General features: G+C 36.9%; 22 protein-coding genes. 19 read left to right on the top strand and 3 right to left on the bottom strand.

The features are described from left to right. Positions 1-3: 3 nt before the first annotated feature. From AC04Q6_RS06890 to AC04Q6_RS06865, 6 genes are all read left to right on the top strand, one after another. Positions 4-378 carry a TnpV protein gene (locus AC04Q6_RS06890; protein ID WP_118049259.1) on the top strand — a complete coding sequence of 125 codons (375 nt, stop codon included), beginning with the start codon at positions 4-6 and terminating at the stop codon, positions 376-378. 240 nt (positions 379-618) lie between these two features. Then, a complete protein-coding gene (locus AC04Q6_RS06885; protein WP_349067409.1) occupies positions 619-1,035 on the top strand; it encodes a YjdF family protein in 417 nt (138 codons plus the stop codon). Positions 1,036-1,082: 47 nt separating this feature from the next. Beyond that, the gene (locus tag AC04Q6_RS06880; RefSeq protein WP_008373560.1) at positions 1,083-1,280 is read left to right on the top strand and encodes a zinc ribbon domain-containing protein; all 198 of its coding nucleotides are present in this window, start codon (positions 1,083-1,085) and stop codon (positions 1,278-1,280) included. 58 nt (positions 1,281-1,338) lie between these two features. Beyond that, positions 1,339-1,671 (top strand): DUF3784 domain-containing protein, encoded by a 333-nt coding sequence (locus AC04Q6_RS06875; protein ID WP_227209619.1) that lies wholly within the window; start codon positions 1,339-1,341, stop codon positions 1,669-1,671. A 41-nt stretch (positions 1,672-1,712) separates the two neighbouring features. Beyond that, positions 1,713-2,033, top strand: coding sequence for a DUF3784 domain-containing protein (locus AC04Q6_RS06870; protein WP_008373564.1), 321 nt, complete (start codon positions 1,713-1,715; stop codon positions 2,031-2,033). A gap of 150 nt (positions 2,034-2,183) precedes the next feature. After that, positions 2,184-3,125, top strand: coding sequence for a helix-turn-helix domain-containing protein (locus AC04Q6_RS06865; RefSeq protein WP_349067411.1), 942 nt, complete (start codon positions 2,184-2,186; stop codon positions 3,123-3,125). 775 nt (positions 3,126-3,900) lie between these two features. Here the strand turns inward: AC04Q6_RS06865 and AC04Q6_RS06860 are convergent. Beyond that, a complete protein-coding gene (locus AC04Q6_RS06860) occupies positions 3,901-4,728 on the bottom strand; it encodes a DUF2971 domain-containing protein (RefSeq protein WP_044925423.1) in 828 nt (275 codons plus the stop codon). 17 nt (positions 4,729-4,745) lie between these two features. Next, entirely contained in the window at positions 4,746-5,279 is a 534-nt protein-coding gene (locus AC04Q6_RS06855; RefSeq protein WP_044925421.1) for a helix-turn-helix domain-containing protein, read from the bottom strand. A 210-nt stretch (positions 5,280-5,489) separates the two neighbouring features. On the opposite strand from AC04Q6_RS06855, the gene AC04Q6_RS06850 reads away from it, so the two are divergent. The 13 genes from AC04Q6_RS06850 (at position 5,490) to AC04Q6_RS06790 (ending at position 17,027) form a co-directional block, all read left to right on the top strand. Further along, entirely contained in the window at positions 5,490-5,681 is a 192-nt protein-coding gene (locus AC04Q6_RS06850) for a helix-turn-helix domain-containing protein (protein WP_009243123.1), read from the top strand. Between the two features lie 13 nt (positions 5,682-5,694). Further along, the gene (locus tag AC04Q6_RS06845) at positions 5,695-6,747 is read left to right on the top strand and encodes a site-specific integrase (RefSeq protein WP_044925418.1); all 1,053 of its coding nucleotides are present in this window, start codon (positions 5,695-5,697) and stop codon (positions 6,745-6,747) included. Positions 6,748-6,765: 18 nt separating this feature from the next. Next, positions 6,766-6,936 (top strand): hypothetical protein, encoded by a 171-nt coding sequence (locus tag AC04Q6_RS06840; RefSeq protein WP_165854697.1) that lies wholly within the window; start codon positions 6,766-6,768, stop codon positions 6,934-6,936. Between the two features lie 186 nt (positions 6,937-7,122). Further along, on the top strand, positions 7,123-7,797 hold the full coding sequence (locus AC04Q6_RS06835; RefSeq protein ID WP_055056240.1) for a CHC2 zinc finger domain-containing protein: 675 nt from the start codon (positions 7,123-7,125) through the stop codon (positions 7,795-7,797). Continuing rightward, positions 7,742-9,079: a virulence-associated E family protein gene (locus AC04Q6_RS06830; RefSeq protein ID WP_118752656.1), complete on the top strand. Its 1,338-nt coding sequence runs from the start codon at positions 7,742-7,744 to the stop codon at positions 9,077-9,079. Before AC04Q6_RS06835 ends, AC04Q6_RS06830 begins: the two co-directional genes overlap by 56 nt. Before the next feature lie 117 nt (positions 9,080-9,196). Continuing rightward, positions 9,197-9,424, top strand: coding sequence for a DUF5348 domain-containing protein (locus AC04Q6_RS06825; RefSeq protein ID WP_118236026.1), 228 nt, complete (start codon positions 9,197-9,199; stop codon positions 9,422-9,424). Positions 9,425-9,667: 243 nt separating this feature from the next. Beyond that, positions 9,668-11,083 (top strand): plasmid recombination protein, encoded by a 1,416-nt coding sequence (locus tag AC04Q6_RS06820; protein WP_278278424.1) that lies wholly within the window; start codon positions 9,668-9,670, stop codon positions 11,081-11,083. A 4-nt stretch (positions 11,084-11,087) separates the two neighbouring features. Next, positions 11,088-11,459: a TnpV protein gene (locus AC04Q6_RS06815; protein ID WP_118236024.1), complete on the top strand. Its 372-nt coding sequence runs from the start codon at positions 11,088-11,090 to the stop codon at positions 11,457-11,459. A gap of 79 nt (positions 11,460-11,538) precedes the next feature. After that, positions 11,539-12,474 (top strand): hypothetical protein, encoded by a 936-nt coding sequence (locus AC04Q6_RS06810; RefSeq protein WP_182440000.1) that lies wholly within the window; start codon positions 11,539-11,541, stop codon positions 12,472-12,474. 95 nt (positions 12,475-12,569) lie between these two features. Continuing rightward, a complete protein-coding gene (locus AC04Q6_RS06805; RefSeq protein WP_118236022.1) occupies positions 12,570-13,916 on the top strand; it encodes a DNA cytosine methyltransferase in 1,347 nt (448 codons plus the stop codon). 103 nt (positions 13,917-14,019) lie between these two features. Continuing rightward, positions 14,020-15,483: a HEPN domain-containing protein gene (locus AC04Q6_RS06800; RefSeq protein WP_215706684.1), complete on the top strand. Its 1,464-nt coding sequence runs from the start codon at positions 14,020-14,022 to the stop codon at positions 15,481-15,483. Positions 15,484-16,120: 637 nt separating this feature from the next. After that, positions 16,121-16,648, top strand: coding sequence for a hypothetical protein (locus tag AC04Q6_RS06795; RefSeq protein ID WP_119248406.1), 528 nt, complete (start codon positions 16,121-16,123; stop codon positions 16,646-16,648). Between the two features lie 4 nt (positions 16,649-16,652). Next, entirely contained in the window at positions 16,653-17,027 is a 375-nt protein-coding gene (locus AC04Q6_RS06790; protein WP_119248407.1) for a TnpV protein, read from the top strand. A gap of 264 nt (positions 17,028-17,291) precedes the next feature. On the opposite strand, the gene AC04Q6_RS06785 is transcribed toward AC04Q6_RS06790, so the two are convergent. Next, on the bottom strand, positions 17,292-18,587 hold the full coding sequence (locus tag AC04Q6_RS06785; RefSeq protein WP_270205764.1) for a tyrosine-type recombinase/integrase: 1,296 nt from the start codon (positions 18,585-18,587) through the stop codon (positions 17,292-17,294). Positions 18,588-18,639 lie beyond the last annotated feature (52 nt).

Raw genomic sequence — 18,639 nt, 5'->3', positions numbered from 1 at the left:
ACTATGAAAAAACAAATTTATGATGAAAAAAATGGAATGAGCTATACGTTGCATGGAGATTACTATTTGCCGGATCTGGTTTTAAGAGAAGAAGAACCGACATATGGAAAATATGGAATGTTACGAAAGCAGTTCTTAAAAGAACACAGATCAGCAAGGTATCAGTATTTGTTATTGACTGGAAAGCTGAATGAACATCTGAATCAGACTGATCAGGAAGCTAGAGAACAGGTGGAAACGCTTATGAAACAGATGACAGAAAAACAGGGTGTAACTGAAGAATTAAAGGCACAGGATCAGATGGAGTGGGTCAGGCTGATGAATAATATAAAAGCTAGTGCAGAAGAAATTGTATTGAAAAACATGATATATGTGTGATTGCGAGGGGATAAGAACGCTTTTTTACATTTTTGTATATTAGAATAGAACTTTAGAAAGCACTATGGTAAAATAAAGTGAAGGTAAATTGAAAGTTATCAAAACAAAGATAAAAACGCAACGTGCATCTTTGATGTGCCAGAGCCGGTAGGTAGCCCGGCCGTCCTATATAAATAGGGTAAGTAACCTGCCCCTCCGGGTTGTCCATTCTTTGTTCAATAAATTTTAGGAGGGATTTTTATGGACAAAGTAAATGGAAGATTGACGGTATATTTTGAAGAACCATTTTGGGTAGGCATATTTGAGCATATTGAAGATGGTAAATTATCTGTGGCAAAGGTAACATTTGGCGTAGAACCAAAAGATTATGAAGTGCAGGAATATATTCAAAAATACTATTTCGGTTTGAAATTCAGTCCAGCTGTTGAAGCTATTGTAAAGGATATAAAAAGAAATCCGAAACGGATGCAGCGTTCAGCAAAAAAGCAGATGCTGGAAACTGGCATTGGCACAAAATCGCAACAGGCGTTGAAATTACAACAGGAACAGAACAAGCATGAGCGTAAAGAGAGAAGCCGAAAGAAAAAAGAAGCGGAAGAACAGCGAATGTTTGAACTAAAACAGCTAAAGAAAAGAGAAAAGCATAAGGGACATTAAAAGTCCTTTGAGCTTTTTCTCAAATTCGGGATTTGGAGGTATAAACAATGAGGAAATGTGAAAAGTGTGGAGCAAGTATGAAATTAGATTTAAGACTTAAAGTTAATGGCGGTGGCTATGGGATGGTTGTTCGTGTAGATGAAAAACAAAAGGCGACAACTATAGATGATGTTAGAGTTGCAGTCTGCCCAGAATGTGGTTATACAGAAATGTATTTAGAGGATTTAACGAAATTGAAATCTTAAAAGACAACTTTCAGATTTTTAGAATTAAGAAAAACGGAATTTAGGGAGGGGTCTATAATTGAAATTAGCAGATTTAGCAACAGGTTCTGATTGGATAGTGTGGATTGTCTTTGTAATATTTGCTGTACTTTCTATAGTTTTACTTTCTGGACACGGAAGCTGGTTTATTTCTGGATATAATACAGCTTCAAAAGAAGAAAAGAAAAAATATGATGAAAAGAAGTTATGCAGGACAATGGGAGTTGGAATGTCTATTATAGCAATTCTTGCATTAATTATGGGCTTGCTTGAAAATATTTTGCCTGCATTTTTTGTATATATTGCATTGGGGATTATTTTGATTGATGTCGTGGTAATTATCATTTTAGAAAACACACTATGCAAAAAGTAATAACTTCTGGTTTGAGGAATTGACTGAAAGGAAGGCATTATATGTTCTATATTTATATTATTTTTGACTTTGCAATGGCAGTGATTATGCTTTTATTTGGAATATGGTTTTATAGGTCAAAAGGACAAGCATCCAAATTCTTGTCTGGTTATAATATGAAATCAGCAGAAGAACGAAAAAAATATGATGAAAATGCTATGTGTAAGGCATATGGGAAGAGAATGATGTTTATGTCAATTCCTTTTATTGCTGGAATGATTATAGATATTTGGCATATAGGAATCGGTTGTTTAATTGCATGGGTGATATGGTTTGTTATGTTTATTCTGCTACTTATGGATAGACATAAAAGAGAAGGTTAATTTATAGAGGAATAGAATGCTTTTGGGGTGAAAATACCGTTTATTTGTTTTAGACATACGATGTCTGGTTGAAAATTAGCGGATTCTCGTTTTATGTCGTGGTAATTTTGATACATATTGGTAAGCTGTAAGTGGAAGAGAGGTAGAGACATGGACACAAAAAAGATTGGAGCTTTTTTAAAGCAATGTCGTAAAGAAAAGAATCTTACACAAGAGCAGCTTGCTGAAAAGTTTGGAGTATCTGCAAGAACAGTTTCCAGATGGGAAACAGGAATAAATATGCCAGATCTCAGTATACTTGTTCAACTTGCTGAATATTACGATGTTGAGCTAAGAGAGCTCCTGGATGGAGAAAGGAGCCAGACTATGAATAAAGAGATGAAAGAAACACTGGACAAAGTTGCGGTGTATGAAGAATGGGTGAAACAAAAAGCATTAAAGGCTGGAAATCTTGCATTTGCATCAATGTTTGTGATTGGTGTGTTAGCGATTATTATTCAGATGCTATTAATGGTGGATACTCGTTTGGTTTTGGGAGAAATAGTAACTGTCTTAGTAGGAGGAATCCTATATGTAGCTATTATGGTGTATAATGGAATATGGGATAAATGTCTGCCCAAAAGTGCTGCTATATGGCGAAATTTTCTCACCAGTGTAATATGTGCAGGAATTTTTACAGTCATCTATGGTATATGTTTATTTAGAATGGGAGCTACAGAAACACAGATAACACGATTGGCATTGGGATTTCTGATAGGTATTACTATTGTGTCATTTATTATTCTTAGGACCTTAGCATTTATTAATCGAAAAAGAAATCAGAATTCACCAAATGTTCAGGAGAGAAAAGAAACTTCCCAATCTAAGACAGAATGGACAAAGATTTATAATGCACAGAATATAGTAGAGACAGAACAACTTGTAGAAATGTTAAAGCAAAATGGAATAGCAGCTTTTTCTCAGGAAGCAGGTGCGAATGTTGCAATGCATGGGGCACCAGGATTTGGAATATATGGTGTGGATATATTTGTGAAAATCGATGATGCAGAGAAGACAGTACAGTTGATCAAGGAGATTAATAACCAAGAATGAAGAAAATTTTTGACATTTTCATACATGCGTGCTAATATGATTATAGAAAAAGAGTGCTACCGATAGACGGTTAGTCCACATACTTAATTGATTAAAAATAACCGTTCAGTTTGCGAGGCTGGGGCGGTTATTTTTGTGTCTTGTTATTATCTTTGCCGAATGTGTATCCGGCACAAAAGCAGGTGATGCCGAAGCTCACGACTGCAATAAAGTCCACAATACTCATTGGCTTAGCCCTCCTTTCCAGTGGATTCTCTTTCGAGTTTCTATGTAATCAGAGGGTCACAGTCCCTCTGCTGAAGGACTAACCGCCTACCGTTATGATAGCACCCATGTTTCGATTATAACAGTCAAGGTGGGAAGCTGCAACCGGAAAGTTGACAGCTCATGAAAATCTGGCTGTGATACCGTTTTGATACTAAAAAATGAAGAGAACAGAAATATAGCGTAGAAATCCTATAACACAGGACAATAAAGACACGAAAATCACAGAAAATAATGAGATTTTAAAAACCTCACAAACGTGAAGGTGGACGTACTGTAGGATCAGGACGTGTTGCTACAATCATCGAGTAATACAATCTGAATATAGATTTGTTATCGTAAGATAACGTTGTGTCCAAACGTAAGATACCCGTAGAACTTCGGTTCTACGGGTTTTTCTGTTGCCTGGAAATATATAAAAGGGCGGAAAAGAATAACGAACAGCGTAGAAAAACGGTTGCCGGGAGAGTATCCTGACAACCGTTTGTGATAACAGAATGATAACAAAATCTTAAATTAAACCAACTAAAGAACTTTCGTGAAGTATTGCAGATGGATTATATTTTTCTATAAGTGAATTTATAATTAGACGATTTCCGGCACTGATTTTGGGACTTAATGTAATTTCCATTTGTGCGTAAGCATTTTCGTCTAGGGTTAGATCATAAAAAGGAAAAGTTTGTTTGGCTTGACCAAGTAAAATCTTGGTACTGGTTGTTTGAAATTCTTGAATTGATTTATCAACTGCCTGATTTAGATTTAGAGGCATGAGTAATAAAATATATCGCCATTCGTGTTGGAAGGCCCAATGGATATTCTTATGCTTACCAAGATTACCTAAAGCAATACTAAATTTATCACCGTCTTGGGTTAATAACTTAGGATATAGCTTGTCTGAATCAGAAGTATATTCAACTTTATGTAAAATGTTATTACCCAATGCTCCAGGAGCTATAAATCCGTTTTTGAGCATATCTGCAATAGGAATTATAGATTTTAAATAAGATCCATTTGAATTATCAGTTACCGTTTGATGTGTAACCTCCGATATTGACGAAGGTGTATTTTCAAATTCTTTAAATGGATTTGCTTTTAATTTAATTCTTACTCCGGAACTTAGAGAACTATACATTTTCCACATAGGGATATTCTCTGTTTCATCATCAGTCCAAGAACTTATATAGCAAAATTGACCAGCATTTTTTAAATCAAATGCTTCTTTTTCTTGAAGATCATCCATTTGATCTAAGGAAGTTAATCTAAACGTGTGGTTTGCTAAAATTAATGCAAGAGTTTCAATACTTGTATAATGATATAAATAATCAGGTGTGTTTTGCAAAATGATTTAATACCTCCTTATGTCAGATTATATGTCTTGATGTCATTGCCTTCAGTACCCTTCTTAACGATGGTATGACAACCTATCGTGGTTCCCATAGCACGCAGTTTCCATTCATCCTGGGTAGCGTTCAACTTATCTAGTTCTGCCTGTCTTTTATCTTCATCTTCAATAGCTAATATTTCAGCTTTTTCCTTTTCATAGACATTTTTAAATTGACACCATTTCCTGAAAAAGTCCTGCATTGTAGGATTTTCGAATGTCAGTGCAACCTTCTGCTCAGGTGTTTCAGCAAGTGAGAGGTTCACCGAATCATCAATAGAAAACAACAGAGAGAGTACATCTCCGACTGTTTCAATATTAAAATCCAGAAAAACACTTACATTTAATCCCAGTGCAGTTGCAATCTTTTCTAACTGATCCGGTTTCGGATTCCGGATTCCCAGTTCATATTTTCTGATTGTTCCTACGTTAATGCCGGACAGCTCGGCTAACTGTATCTGACTGTATCCTCTAAATTCCCGGAATGCCCGGATTTTTTTGCCAACCATAATGCTGCCTCCTTAATAATATTTGTGCTTCTATTCTAGCACAAAAGTGAATGATACAAAAGAGTGAGATTTAACAAATTGCCGATACGCAAGCAATAGGTATGGAATGGAAAAAATAAATTCGCAAATGTTTATTGACAAATTCACAAAAGTGAATTATTATAAGAGAACAACGAAAGAGTCACAAAAGTGACTGGAAAGGAGGACGCTATGAGAACTAATTATATGATGACTGTTGATGATGTCATGGAAGAATTAGGCGTGAAACGCAGTAAAGCATATTCCATTCTGAAGCAGCTTAATGATGAACTGGCAAAGGAAGGATATGTGGCAGTTCGTGGAAAGATTCCACGTCCCTACTGGGAAACAAAATTTTATGGATGCTCTCAGAGAGCAGTGTGAAGGAGGTTTTAAGATGTCAGCTTACAAGGACAAAACACAGGGAACCTGGTATGTGAGCTTCCGCTATATTGACTGGACAGGTAAGAAAACGCAGAAGCTGAAAAGAGGGTTCAAGACAAAGAAAGAAGCATTGAATTATGAAAAGGAATTCATAAGAAAGACTGCAGCGGATATGAAAATGGAGATGAACAGTTTTATTCAAGTCTATTTTGAAGATAAAAAGAATGAACTGAAAGAAAATTCAATCCGTAACAAGCAGCACATGATGAACAAGCACATTGTTCCGTATTTTGGAACAAGAAAAATGAATGAGATCACACCGGCAGAGATTATCCAGTGGCAGAACACCATTCAGGAAAAAGGTTACAGCAAGACTTATGAGCGTATGATTCAGAATCAGTTAAATGCACTGTTTAATCATGCACAGAAAATTTACAATCTGAAGGAAAATCCATGTAAGAAAGTAAAAAAGATGGGGAAATCGGATGCTAATAAGCTGGAATTTTGGACGAAAGCAGAATATGACAGCTTTATCGCCGGGATTGAGCCAGAGAGTGAGGATTATCTGATATTTGAAATCCTGTTCTGGACAGGAATCAGGGAAGGAGAACTTCTGGCATTGAGTCTTTCAGACTTTGATATGAGTGGTAATCTTTTGCATATCAATAAGACTTATAACCGGATCAGGAAAAGAGATGTGATTGATACTCCAAAAACAGAAAATTCAGTCCGTACCATTGATATTCCTAATTTTCTTAAAGAAGAGGTGCAGGAGTATGCGAAGAAGCATTATGGATTTCCGGAAAATCAGCGGTTATTTCCGATTGTGGCGAGAACACTGCAGAAACGGCTTAAGAAGTATGAAGCATTGACCGGTGTAAAACCAATCAGAGTGCATGATATCCGTCACAGCCATGTAGCATATCTGATTTATCAGGGTGTAGAGCCACTGATCATCAAGGAAAGACTGGGGCACAAAGATATTCAGATGACATTAAACACTTATGGTCACCTGTATCCGTCACAGCAAAAAAAGGTAGCTGAGATGTTGGACAACAAACGTTAAATAAGGAGGAAAAGACACATGAAAACAAAGAAAGTAGTCAGAAAAATATTTGATACGCTCAATTATAGTAAGAAGCTGAAGATAAGTTCCATTTTACCGGATCGAGATTCGGATTATGCGATTCTTCTTGAATTAGAGGATGGAAGCAAATTTGAAATTATCATTATCCCAACAAGGAGATTTGTGTAAGGAGTGGAGCTATGACTACTGACAGACAAAAAGAAAAAGCCCAGACAAAATATCTAAGCAAGTTCTCTGATAATCAGATTCACTGATATACCATCTTGGCAGATTTAGTATATCACGAATTGAAAGATACAACAATTCCCGAATATCTGTTCATCAGAGACTTGCCCGGAGGGGCAGGAGGTAGAAGTGACATTATTTGAACAGGTAAAAGAATGTGTGACAGCCAGACAGGCTGCGGAGCATTACGGGATTAAAGTAAAAAGAAATGGAATGGCGTGTTGTCCGTTTCATAAAGACCGACACCCAAGTATGAAGGCAGATAAAATATATCACTGCTTTGCATGTGGAGTGGGCGGTGATGCGATAGATTTTACAGCAAGGTTATTTGGAATATCACAGTATGAAGCTGCGAAAAAGCTGATAGAAGATTTTGGACTGGATATAAAAGTCGAAGACAGAAACAAATACAAAAGGACGCACCAAAGCAGGAATACTTTGATATCAAAGAAACCTAAAGTTCTGATGATCAGAGAAAAACTGGAGCAGTGGTTGAAACATGCAACTGACGTGCTGATCAGATATCTGAAATGGATTCAGTTCTGGAAAGAGTTTTACAGACCAGAACCGGAAGAAGAATGGCACGAATTATTTACGGAGGCATTGGCAAATGAAAGAAAGATAAATGACTATCTGGACGTGCTGATGTTTGGAACAGGAGAAGAGATTGTAGAGTTTTTCAAGACGAAGAGAAGGGAGGTTGAAAAAATTGAAGAAAGAATTAACGAATATCAGCGAGGAGTCCTTGATGGAATTAGAAGATATTGTGAACGAGGAGATGCTTACAACAGAAGATGTCAATGATATGTTGGAGCATACGGATAAAGGAAGAACAAAGCAGACAATCAGAAATTGTGTAACCGTATTACAAAAAGATCCAGTGCTGAAAAAAGCGATTAAACGAAATGAGCTTTCTGGAAGAATGGACATTGTGAAAGAGGTGCCTTGGGAACGGAGAAATAACAGTTCTACGGTTACAGATACTGATGAAAATAATCTGAAAATGTATCTGGAAGAAAATTATGAACTGACAAGTGAGCGTGTGATCAAAGCAGGAGTAGATATTGTTTCCAATGAAAATAAATATCATCCAATTAGAGATTATCTGGAAAGTCTGGTCTGGGACGGGATTCCAAGAATAGAAAATATGCTTCCGCATTTCCTGGGAGCAGAAAAGAGTAAATACACAATCGGAGTAATGAAAATGCATATGCTGGCAGCGATTTCAAGAATTTATGAACCGGGAATAAAGTATGATATTATGCTGTGTCTGGTTGGAAGTCAGGGAGCCGGAAAGTCCACATTTTTCAAATATCTAGCGATAAAAGAAGAATGGTTCAGCGACAATCTGGATCATTTGGATGATGAAAATATTTACAGAAAACTGCAAAATCACTGGATTATCGAAATGGGAGAAATGAAGGCAACTATCACAGCAAAGAATATTGAACAGATAAAATCGTTTCTGAGCAGACAGAAAGAAACTTATAAAGTACCTTATGAAGTTCACCCAGAAGACAGACCGAGACAGTGTGTATTTTGCGGTACTTCAAATGATCTGAATTTCCTTCCGCTGGACAGAACCGGAAACAGAAGATTTGCTCCGGTGATGACAGATATGTCGAAAGCAGAAGTTCATATTCTGGACAATGAGGCAGAGAGCAAAGCCTATATCGAACAGGCCTGGGCGGAGGCAATGGTACTGTATCGACAGGGAAATGTGTTCTTAGGATTTACAAAGGAAATTGAGGAAGAGGCAAAGCGTCTGCAGAAAGAATTTATGCCGGAAGATACCAATGCCGGAATCATACAGGCATTTCTTGATGACTACGATGACGATTATGTATGTACAAGAATTCTGTTCGATGAAGCGCTACATCGAACCGGAGAAATGAAACAGTGGGAAGGTAAAGAAATTGCCAATATTATGAACAATGCGATTGTAGGCTGGAAACCACATGGTACACATCGATTCGGAAAGGAATATGGAATACAGCGGTCATGGAAACGGATGGAAGATTCGGTGAAGAAAGATAAAGACGGCTTTATGGAAGTACCGGAACAGTTGGAAATACCGTTTGAGTAAAGATTATTGTAAACGATGTAAACGGAACTTGAAGAAAAAACTTAAAACGTTAACTTTTAAAATCTTTTGAACTCCGTTTACAAATTCCGTTTACAGACTGGAAAGGAGCAGAAAATGATGAAACAGGGAAGATTAGGATATAACAGTAGCAATGGTAGATATGGATTATTAGCATCGGATTTATGGATTGATACAGGATTTCACTGTGGAGAAGGACTGGAAGTGCTGGTAGATGATGAATGGGTACAGACCAGAATAGAGATGAATCTGGCAAGAGAATGGTATCTGGTGGGAACGCCTTATTGTGGAGATTTGGAATATGTGCAGGCGAGGATACCAGAATAAACAGATCTATGATCCACTTCGGTCGGTGCAGAACAGACGTCCATAAGGAAGTTATGCCCCCGGCAGGGCGCAAGGGGACTTTTGATGGACGGTACGGCTGTCGAAAGTGCTTTTGCGTTACTTTTGACAAAAGTAACAAAACCGCCGTATCCGGCGAAAGTTTCTTAAATATCGCCATGTCTGGCGTAAATAAAAATTATGTGCCATATCTGGTACTCAAACAGAAAAGAGGTGAGAAAATTTATGATGAAACGAACAATCAGTGGCATGATCGGAGCCGGTTCACTGGCTCATAACAGACGGGATTTTGTAGCAGAAAATGTAGATCCGGACAGAGTACAACTGAACATTTGTTATAAGAATGAGAATCTGAAGGAAGTTTATAAAGAGCTGTTTGACGATGCGGTTGAGAGATATAATGTCGGGAAAAGAAAGGACCGGAAAATTGCAAATTATTATGAAAAAATCCGACAGGGCAAACAGGAGAAGTTATTTCATGAAGTGATATTCCAGATTGGTAATTGTGAGGATATGGCAGTGGGAACGTCAGAAGGAAATCTGGCTGTAAGGGTACTGGGCGAATATGTGAAAGACTTCCAGAAACGGAATCCGACACTTCGGGTATTTAGCTGCTATCTGCATCAGGACGAAGCTACTCCGCATCTGCATATTGACTTTGTTCCTTATGTGACCAACTGGAAGGGAAAAGGAATGGATACCAGAGTTTCACTGAAGCAGGCATTGAAAAGTCTTGGATTTCAAGGTGGAAATAAGCATGATACAGAACTGAATCAGTGGATAAATCATGAAAAGGAAGTGCTGGCTGAAATCGCAAAACAGCATGGAATTGAATGGGAACAGAAAGGCACACATGAAGAACATCTGGATGTTTACAATTTCAAGAAAAAAGAACGCAAAAAGGAAGTGCAGGAACTGGAGCAGAAAAAAGAAAATCTGACAGTGGAGAATGAAGGATTGACTTCTCAGATTGCAGAAGCAAGGGTAGATATTAAGCTACTGGAAGAAGAAAAAATTCAGTTTCAGAAAGATAAAGAGATAGCGGAAAAACGTGCGGAGAAAGCAGAAACGGAATTGAAAAAACTTGAAGACAGAAGAGAATTCCTGCAACCAGTGATGGATAATGTCAGTAAGGAAATAAAAGAATATGGAATGATCAAAACATTTCTGCCGGAAGCTACAGCATTGGAACGTGCGGTAACTTACCGGGATAAGAAAATAAAACCATTATTCATTGAAATGAAAAACAAAATCGGTGCGATGGCTGCACAGGTGAAAGAACTCACAAGAGAAAGAGATAGTTGGAAAAGTAAGTTTCAGAAGAAAAAGCAAGAGCATGAAAAAACAAAAAAGGAACTGGCAGAAGTTCAGAAAGATTATCAGAAATTGTCTGGTGAGAAAGAAATACTGCAGGGAATTGCAGACAGATATAACCGACTTTTACGTATGTTGGGGAAAGATATGGTAGAAAGACTGGTACAGGACGATATACGAATCCAGGAGGAACTTGAAGCGAGAAAACAGAAAGAGCAGATGCCGAAAAAAATAGGTGACCGCATACAATGGGCAAGAGAACGAAGTGAAGAATACAATGCACAGATAAAGAAGAACAAAACAAAATACAGAGGAATGGAGTTGTAAGGATATGAAGAAACAGATTTATGATGAAAAGAATGGACTGAGCTACACATTGTATGGAGATTATTATTTTCCAGACCTGGAAATCAATGAGGAAGAACCTACATATGGGAAATATGGAATAATGCGAAAACAGTTTTTGAAGGAACACCGGAGTGCCAGGTATCAGTATCTGGTACTGACCGGGAAATTGACGGAGCATCTGAATCAAGTCGATAAAGAAACAAGAGAAAAAGTTGAGATGCTGGTGGAACAGATGGCTGAACGGTGGGGCGTGACGGAAGAACTGAAGTTGCAGGATCAGATGGAATGGGTGAGGAGGATGAATAATATTAAGAATGTGGCAGAAGAAATAAGTAAGCAAATAATATTCAAGTAAATATAATAAAATATTGAGTTATTTTTTCTCTTTTGGTATGATAAAGATGAATATCTATGCAGAAAAGAAGGGAAAGAAAATGTCATATGATTTTGAAAATAAAAAGATAAATGCAAATGTACGCACTGGTGAGTTATTTCAAATTCATGGAATGCAAGATTATTATTTAGGAGTAACATTTAGATACCATGCAAAAACTTGGAATGGATGCGTGCCTATAAAATCAAAATATCAGGGGACAGATATACCACGTACATATGAAGATGTAAAAGAGTGGGTATTACAATGTTACACGGAATTGGATCCAGGAAGAAATGATGTATGGCAAAATGAACAACGGCATTATTGGGAAAATAGACAGGCTTTTGATACGCAAGCTGTTTTTGATGCACTAAATGGGAATGATGTTATGACTAAATGGCAGTGTAGAAAATGTGGTCCGGTACCACAAGCAAATCCACAACCTGCAGCAAGAATAAAAAAACTGCGCGAAAGTGGGTACTATATTGCGACTATGAAAAAAGATTGTCCGACGTGTGGGAAAAAGGAATTTTATGATTTATTAATTAGACTTCCTCGAAAAGCAGCGGATAATGAAAAAAGATTTTCTATTTCTACAAGCCTTCAGAATAAAATAAAAAACGTTTTACCATTAAAAGATGCTTGTTTTGATTCACCACAGACTGCTTCAGAATTGGTTATAGATCATAAATTCCCTTCTTCACGTTGGGTAAATGGAGAAACCGTGAATGAAACAAATATGTCAGAAGAAGAAATAAAGAAAAAGTTTCAATTATTGACAAACCAGACAAATCTTCAAAAAGAAAGATATTGTAAAAAATGTGTATCGGAAGGAATAAGAGGAGACTTTTTTGGGATAAAATGGTTTTATGAAGGCGATGAACAGTGGAGAGGATCATCAAAAGCTGATGAGAATGGTTGTATCGGTTGCTGTTGGTATGATTTAATAGAATGGAAAAATCAATTTAACAAATATTTGAAAGAAAAAGAATAAAATATATTGAAAAACGAACGTATGTTTGGTATGATGAAAGCGTGCTAGCATATGTAGGTTTTTGTATATTCAAATTTAGGAAAGGAGAGGGCGCAATGATAAAAACAGTTGGAAGTATATGTTCAGGAATAGAAGCAGCTTCCGTTGCTTGGAAGCCACTAGGGTTAGATTTTAAATGGTTTTCAGAAATTGCACCATTCCCATCAAGAGTATTAAATGAAAAATTTCCACAGATAATAAATCTGGGGGATATGAATAACATTCCGGAAGAATTGATAAACGAAAATATATGTGCACCAGACCTTATATGTGGAGGAACACCTTGCCAAGCATTTTCATTGGCAGGTGGAAAAAGAGGGTTGAATGATGAAAGAGGAAATCTGACATTAAAGTTTGTTGATATAATAGAAGCAAATGATAAAGTTAGAAAAGAGAGAAAGCAAAATCCAAGTATCGTATTTTGGGAAAATGTTGAAGGAGTTCTTACGGATAAAACAAATGCATTTGGATGTTTGATTTCATCATTAGCCGGTTTAGATAAAGCAGTTGAAATGAAGAAATGGCCTAATGCAGGAATATTAGAAGGGGAAAAAAGAAATGTTGCTTGGAGAGTTTTAGATGCTAAGTATTTTGGCTTGCCACAGCAAAGACGAAGACTATATGTTTTGGCTGGAGGAAAAGACTTTCACCCAGAGGAGATTTTATTTGAACTGCATAAGGGTGAGTTTGTAGAGTATCCAACAGGAGATTTAACATTTGAAAAAGAAGGACATTCTTTTGAAGTGTTTCGAGAATATTCAGATTGCCTATATTCAGCTTATGGAACAAAGTGGAATGGTAATGCAGCAGCATATAATGGATCATTGTTTGTTGTTCAGGACGAAAAAATAAGAAGACTTTCGCCACTTGAATGTGAGAGGTTAATGGGCTTCCCGGATGAGTATACTAATATTAAAGGCGCAAAACGAACGAATAGATATCAAGCTATAGGTAATTCGTGGGCCGTTCCAGTGGTGCAATGGATCGGAAAAAGATTAGTTTCATATGAATTAACAGAGAGCATCTATAAAGAAAAGAAAAAATATATTGATGAATCGATGATTAATGAGTATCAAAATGCTATTTTATATGATTTCAGTAAAGGAATTATTGATGTTGGAGCGATGAAGCTTAATTGTACTGAACAGCCAGAAAAATGTGAATTTAGATCATTAAAAGACATTATTTCTGGGGATGCACCTAAAGAAATTTTTATTTCACCAGTTGGGTGTTATGGAATTATCCGTAGAAAACAGGAAAGAAATTTGAGCATTAATAGTAGGTTGGAAAAAGCATTACTTAAAGGTGCTAGTGGAATGACAAAAGAAGAGATAGAAAAACGATCTCGGATACAAAAAAGAGGAAAGCATAGTCAAGATAATAAAAAATTAGCCTATGCTTAAAATTAAAATAAGGCATATATTGAATTGACAAAAGATGTTGTAAATTTGATGTATGTCTTATTTATTTATAAAGAGATTTTGAAGAATAAGTAGGAGGAAAAACATGAGTATAGAAGCCGGTGGAGCATTTTCCGGAAAACTTGAAAGCATAGATGGATTAAAATTAAATAATAGAGCGGAAATACATATTAATAAATATTATCAAGGGATAATTACGCTTTATAGAGTTTCAAGAAAAATTGTGAATATGGCGCAAGAAAAGATTGAGTATTTGGTAATTAAACTAGAAAATGAAGAGAAGATAACTGCAATTGGGTTAAATTTTAAATCGGCTTCTGGAGGAGTTAACAATTGTTTTAAACTTGAATTGCAGGCGGATATATTGTTAAAAGGAAAAATGGCTTATGCTAATACTTCTAAATTTCAAGAGATATATTTTGAAATAACGGAAGGAAATGAATTGATAGGTTTATGTCCGTACGATGTAAATAAAAATTATGAAGATATTATATTTTGCCGTAAAATTGATATACCAATCAATGTGGAAAATAGAAGTGTCCAATTGGAAAATGGAGAATTGATATTTGGCGTTTATCCGAAATATCAATATAGTAAAGAAGCGTTGTCCATTGGATTTGCACATCGTATTACATGGAAATTTAATTCAGCCATAGACATAGAAAATATAAGGGAAAATTTGTATATAATAACAGACTTTTTTTCGGTATTGGCAGGAGAAAGTGTTACAATTAATGCTTTGAATTGTGTGGATTGTGATAAGTTGGTAGAAGTTATGGGAATCTGTAATTTTCCAAAAGAAAAATTAAATATATTGAAAAATGATACAATAGATTATACATCTTTTAAAAGAAGCTCCTTATATAAAATAACTGATTTTCAAAATTTAGAACAAGCATTAAGATATTGGTTTTCTAATTACGAAAAGATATATAATGCACAACAAGCATACGGAAGAATTTTGTTGGATGAGGAGGTGAAAATTGTTACAACAAATAAATATTTAGCTGCAATGCAATTGATTGAAGGATACACTCAAGCATACGCAGATGAAGAAAAAGAAATCAAAGAATTTGAGGAAAAAAAGAATGAATTGATTAGTAAACTTGAAAGTAAAGAAGAAAAAGAGTTAGTTGAAAAAGGCTTGGGATATTCGGGTATATCTTTTAGAAAAGCAGTGAAGGATTATTTGCACAAAGGTTATAATCTTTTTGAAGAAATATCTAAAAAGAAATTTGTAGAGAAAAAAGAAAAACTTATAGATGATATAGTGCATGATCGAAATTATTACACGCATTCTTCGAATAGAATATCTGCAATAATGAAATTTGATGATCTGTTAAATGTTTCTAATTTTTGCAAGGAATTATATAGAATTATAACTCTGCGAGATATGGGTCTTGCCATAGAGACTATTAAGCTTAGGTCGAGAAATAATCGAACCTTTTTTGCATTGATGAAAAAAATAATGGACATTGAGATTGAAACTGATGATCTCAAACTTACAGAGTTTGATAAGGCGATGCATTCTTTTTCGGATAGTAAATAGCGTGATAACATCATGATAACAAAATCGCCCAAAACTATACGGACACATCGGAAAATCCGGATTTTCCCACACAAATCACACGAAAAATCACCATTTGCACACCGCAATACATTGGTCTGATATCGCGAGGGTGGACGTACTGTAGGATCAGGACGTGTTGCTACAGTTATCGAGTAATCGTTAATTAGTATAACATCCTAATTTAATATATATTGAGTACCGCAAGGTACATTGTGTCCAAACGTAAGATACCCCGGAACCGCAAGGTTTCCGGGGTTTTTCTGTACTCTAAGAAAAGAATTGTTCGTAAATTTATCAGCAAGATGAAATACGGATAAATTTAAAATTGAAAAATAAGGCTTGCGGTGCCAAAACGGTGCCAAAAAGAAACTCCTGCGAATGTTTGCTATTCACAGGAGTAATTTTTTTACCAGCCTTTGATCTGTTTGATCTGTTCAGCACGTTCTGGATCACGATGATATTGTAGTTTCAGACGGATTGTTTCTACAATATCCAGCTTTTAAAAGATGACAAGGAGCAGGCAGTTAAAGATAAAGAGGAAGCTGAGAAGCGTGCGGAAAAAGCCGAGAAAGATCTGCATAGCCTGGAAGAACGCAGAGAACGGTTACAGCCGGTAATGGATAATGTCAGCAAAGAAATAAAGGAATATGGAACAGTGAAAACTCTACTTCCAGAAGCTGGTGCATTGGAACGTGCAACAACTTACCGGGATAAGAAAATAAAACCACTGTTTACTCAGGTGAAAAATAAAATTGCTGCGATGGCTGCACAGGTTAAAGAACTTGCCGAAGAAGTAGAAAAATGGAAACACAAATATCAGAAAACAAAGCAAGCATATAACCAAATACAAAGAGAGCTAGATACAGTGCGTGAAGAAAAAGAGCAGTTATTTGATGAAAAACAACAATTGCAGGATGTTTCTGATAGATATGACCGGGTAGTGCGTGTTCTTGGAGAAAATGCTGTAGATGATGCGGTACAACAGGATATACAGGAGCAGAAGGCATTAGAAGAAAAGCGACAAATGGAGCAAATGCCAACAGGAAGTATTCACGAAAGACTTGCCTGGGGAGCCAGAAAGAGCGAGATGGAGAATCAGCAGCGTAAGAAAAATAAAATAAAAAACAGAGGAATGGAGAGATAAGATGATGAAAAAGCACATTTATGATGAAAGCAATGGATTAAGTTACATACTGCATGGAGACTATTACCTGCCAGATCTGGCAGTGAATGAGGGAGAACCGACATATGGTAAATACGGAATGTTGCGGAAACAGTTCCTGAAAGAGTATAGACCGGCACGATACCAGTATTTATTGATGACTGGGGAGCTGACGGCACATCTGAACCGAGTCGATCAGGAGACCAGAGAGCATGTGGAAACCCTGGTAAAGCAGATTGAGGAAAAACAAGGTGTGACGGAACAACTGAAAATGCAGGATCTGATGAAATGGGTTGGATTGATAAATAATATAAAGGCATGTGCGGAGGAAATTGTGTTGAAAGAGAGCGTGTATATGTGAGCAGAAAGGGCAGTCGGAAGGCTGCTCTTTGGCAATCTAAGAATAGAGTTTTGGGATAGAATATGATAAAATGTAAGAGATAAATCGGAATTTGTGGAGAGATTTCCTGAACTTTCCTTATTTTACAGGCTTTCCAGCCCCTTAGATAGTGAAATGATATGTATTTTCCCTTATTTTTGCCCTTGTGAGGAATCCGCAAGGGAAATAAGGGAAATTTTATGCCAAAGTATGCAAGGGAAGTTGCCAGTGGCAAGTTCTCTGTATTTAAGCATTGCTCGCTACTTTATCAAGAAGTCTTGCGGAATCCCGTTTAGCTTTTCTTGTTGAGTGAGCGTAAATATTCATTGTGGTACTGACGTCAGAATGTCCTAACAGTTCCTGTACATCTTTCGGAGCCGCCCCATTCGAGAGCAGGTTGCTGGTGTAGGTGTGCCGTAACTGGTGAAAGTGAAAATCTTCAAATCCTTCCAGCTTCTTTGACACTGACCTGCATACAATGCCGAGTGTACTCGGCAGTTCCAGACTACCATCCGGTCTGAGGCAGACAAAGGATATTTCTTTATAATCTGCCGGGACTTCCTGCGTTCCGTCAAGGTGATAGTATTCATAATACACCCTGTTTTTTACATGCACCTCTTTGTAGTAGTTGCGGTGGTAAAGTTCCCCGTACTGCATCCGGCTTTTCAGTTGTTCCCGTCTTGCTGCTTTCAATATTTCAGTCAGTGTATCTCCAAAATCAACAATCCTTACTTTCTTTCGCTTGGTTGTTCCAATCACATTTTTATGCTTCGTTCCGTCATAACGGATACTGCGTTTTATGGTCAGGCATTGTTCTTCAAGGTTGATGTCCTGCCATGTAAGACCACAGGTTTCCCCGATACGAAGTCCTGCATAATATGCGATCTGAATCGGCAGAATTGCAGGTGGATTTTTCTTTTCCAGATACTTGATAAGCCGCTCGTAATCCTCATGTGAAATCGGCTGTGTACCTTCTTCTACCTCATCATCAGAAAAGAGGTCAACTTCCTCTGCCTGTCGTTTCAGCTTGATATATTGCATCGGATTGAAACTGATTAGTTGTTTTGGAAATACTGCAAAACGGAATGACTGCTGTAACACTGCGGAAAAAGAATGGATATAATCTTTGCTGTATCCCTTTCTTACTTTCCCGTCTGGAAACTCACCACCGAATGTAAGCAGATCAAGAAATGCCTGTAAATGTTCGGCAGTAACTGTTTTCAGTTTGCGGTCTGCAATCGGGTGTTTTTTGATACAGCGGATTGCACCAAGATAATTTTCCACTGTGCCGTTGCTGAGTGTCCCGGTTTTCAGTTCTTCTTCCGCCCACATATCCAGAAGCTCTCCTACCGTAAGGCTGTCTGCCTTTGCGACAAACTTCTTATTTTCGTAATCTTCCAGTGCTTTGCGGAGAAGTTTTTCCGTCTCACTTTTACTTTCGGTTCCAGCATATTCTTTCTGAACCATTTTACCGCTTGCATCTTCTACATAGAAGCGATAGTACCATTTTTTTCCTTTTTTTCTAACAGATCCTTTTGCCATAATCGTATGTCTCCTTTCGATATCCGACAATCAGAACTGTTGAAATGCTTCT

It is taken from the genome of Blautia sp. HA9023 (assembly GCF_056504095.1).
Note: the sequence above shows the minus strand (reverse complement) of the source record. Positions and strands in the feature narration are given on the sequence as shown.

What these genes read in the sequence shown, in the direction of transcription:
- AC04Q6_RS06825 (WP_118236026.1), top strand. Translation starts at nt 9,197, where the DNA reads ATGAAACAGGGAAGATTAGGATATAACAGTAGCAATGGTAGATATGGA.
- AC04Q6_RS06865 (WP_349067411.1), top strand. Translation starts at nt 2,184, where the DNA reads ATGGACACAAAAAAGATTGGAGCTTTTTTAAAGCAATGTCGTAAAGAA.
- AC04Q6_RS06850 (WP_009243123.1), top strand. Translation starts at nt 5,490, where the DNA reads ATGAGAACTAATTATATGATGACTGTTGATGATGTCATGGAAGAATTA.
- AC04Q6_RS06845 (WP_044925418.1), top strand. Translation starts at nt 5,695, where the DNA reads ATGTCAGCTTACAAGGACAAAACACAGGGAACCTGGTATGTGAGCTTC.
- AC04Q6_RS06790 (WP_119248407.1), top strand. Translation starts at nt 16,653, where the DNA reads ATGAAAAAGCACATTTATGATGAAAGCAATGGATTAAGTTACATACTG.
- AC04Q6_RS06820 (WP_278278424.1), top strand. Translation starts at nt 9,668, where the DNA reads ATGATGAAACGAACAATCAGTGGCATGATCGGAGCCGGTTCACTGGCT.
- AC04Q6_RS06870 (WP_008373564.1), top strand. Translation starts at nt 1,713, where the DNA reads ATGTTCTATATTTATATTATTTTTGACTTTGCAATGGCAGTGATTATG.
- AC04Q6_RS06795 (WP_119248406.1), top strand. Translation starts at nt 16,121, where the DNA reads ATGGATAATGTCAGCAAAGAAATAAAGGAATATGGAACAGTGAAAACT.
- AC04Q6_RS06810 (WP_182440000.1), top strand. Translation starts at nt 11,539, where the DNA reads ATGTCATATGATTTTGAAAATAAAAAGATAAATGCAAATGTACGCACT.
- AC04Q6_RS06885 (WP_349067409.1), top strand. Translation starts at nt 619, where the DNA reads ATGGACAAAGTAAATGGAAGATTGACGGTATATTTTGAAGAACCATTT.
- AC04Q6_RS06840 (WP_165854697.1), top strand. Translation starts at nt 6,766, where the DNA reads ATGAAAACAAAGAAAGTAGTCAGAAAAATATTTGATACGCTCAATTAT.
- AC04Q6_RS06890 (WP_118049259.1), top strand. Translation starts at nt 4, where the DNA reads ATGAAAAAACAAATTTATGATGAAAAAAATGGAATGAGCTATACGTTG.
- AC04Q6_RS06880 (WP_008373560.1), top strand. Translation starts at nt 1,083, where the DNA reads ATGAGGAAATGTGAAAAGTGTGGAGCAAGTATGAAATTAGATTTAAGA.
- AC04Q6_RS06855 (WP_044925421.1), bottom strand. Translation starts at nt 5,279, where the DNA reads ATGGTTGGCAAAAAAATCCGGGCATTCCGGGAATTTAGAGGATACAGT.
- AC04Q6_RS06800 (WP_215706684.1), top strand. Translation starts at nt 14,020, where the DNA reads ATGAGTATAGAAGCCGGTGGAGCATTTTCCGGAAAACTTGAAAGCATA.
- AC04Q6_RS06785 (WP_270205764.1), bottom strand. Translation starts at nt 18,587, where the DNA reads ATGGCAAAAGGATCTGTTAGAAAAAAAGGAAAAAAATGGTACTATCGC.
- AC04Q6_RS06830 (WP_118752656.1), top strand. Translation starts at nt 7,742, where the DNA reads ATGGAATTAGAAGATATTGTGAACGAGGAGATGCTTACAACAGAAGAT.
- AC04Q6_RS06805 (WP_118236022.1), top strand. Translation starts at nt 12,570, where the DNA reads ATGATAAAAACAGTTGGAAGTATATGTTCAGGAATAGAAGCAGCTTCC.
- AC04Q6_RS06815 (WP_118236024.1), top strand. Translation starts at nt 11,088, where the DNA reads ATGAAGAAACAGATTTATGATGAAAAGAATGGACTGAGCTACACATTG.